Annotated in this window: 1 protein-coding gene; it reads right to left on the bottom strand. The window is 44.1% G+C overall.

Annotated features, from left to right (window positions below):
* Positions 1-1,591, bottom strand: a 1,591-nt coding sequence (locus VTH8203_RS22145; RefSeq protein ID WP_158296218.1) for a hypothetical protein, incomplete at both ends; no start/stop codon positions are given.

Genomic DNA, 1,591 nt, shown 5'->3' with positions numbered 1-1,591 from the left:
ACTCGGTTGGCGCTTGGCTCCCTGTTGCTTGGTTAGCGTAATCAATAATGTCATTCCAACCGTTAATTTCGTCAACAATTGCTTGAACCTGACCCAACGACGTGGCGCTTTCAGCGTATACTTCGCTATTCACTGCCGTGATATTGTTGCTATCAACGCCAGTGATCCCAGCTTGGGTGTAATCGGTATCTGCGGGAACGCTTGCCCCAGTAATGTTTTTGGCGTAGTTAATGACATTTACCATGGCACTAATGTCGGTTACCACGACTAACTGCGCAGCGTTTAGCCAAGCATTAAAATCGCTGACGCTGCTGACATCCTGCGTTAAGCCTATGTTGATATAATCCGTACTTTGCGGCGCAGTTGCAATGATAGGATTGCCGCTGTCTGATGCGTATTCGTAGACGGTATCGTAGCTGGTGATGAGTTCGACCGTGGCATCGTAGTCAGTGGGGTTATTGACTTTTAACAACTTATTGAGTTCAGTAGATTGATTGCCATCAATTTGGGTGGCACTTATTAGGTTGTAATCCGTATCGTCTGGCGCTGCCACTGAACTAGTTGCATCTTCCCGATAGGCATTTATGCCTTGCCACTCATCAATATAACTGAGCTCAATCCACTCGACCCCTTCAATCGCATTATAAGAACTTGAGAACGCAGTATTCGAATTTGAACCCTGTCTGACATCGAATGCATTAACGCCATATTGTGCTTCGAGTTCAGCCTCAATTGTATCAGCAACCACTTTTGTCCATTGAGACCCTGATTGTGCGTTAGGAATCGTGTTATCGTGAGGTATAAATACGTATTTTTCTGTTTCACCAGCGATTTTAACTTTTGCTGAAAAAAGGTACTCATAAGATACTGTTGGTAACGAGCTACTCATGTTTGGGTAGAATAGATACACCGCAGTGACATTATATAGAGCGTCATCATCGTCGAAATAAGTGGATTGACCATCTCGGTCTTGATCAGCAGCAATTAAGTTTTGGAGATCGACGAGGTTATTGACAGTAACGCTATTGTTTAGCAAATAATCATTTAGTTTAGTCGTTTTATTTACTATATATCCATCATCTAGATTGTTATCGAAGCCTAGTGCTCGGTAATGAGTCGAATGTGGGGTAACTGCCAGCGAGTCTGATGCAATGAATTTTTGAATATTAGTAAACTCGCCAAATAAGGAGAGCGAACCATTGCCGACAGCGCTAGAGAGTGCCGAAGTAGTATCTACACTGACATCGGTCACTGTAACGCCAAATGACCGAGTCTCGTTGGTTGTACTAGTAAAGTTAGAATCGGTATTACTATATTGAACGGCTTCGAGTGCGGTTTGGTAATCACTGATAGAGGCATCGCCCGTCAGCGTCAGTGTGTGATTGCTGGTATCGTAGCTTCCCGTGATACCGCCTGACGCAGTAAAACTTAAACTCTCATTGCTATTGGCGCCAATTAGCGTGATTTGTGCGCTGGCTATTGTGCTTGAATCAATATCGCTGATGTTTACATTCTTCAATAAGGCTGTTGGCCCATCGCCGTTGACAAATGCCTTGTCGGGTGAATTAAAAGCAAGGCTCGGCGCATCATT

It is taken from the genome of Vibrio thalassae (assembly GCF_900089835.1).
Lineage (GTDB): Bacteria > Pseudomonadota > Gammaproteobacteria > Enterobacterales > Vibrionaceae > Vibrio > Vibrio thalassae.
This window is presented reverse-complemented; position numbering and strand designations above follow the sequence as displayed.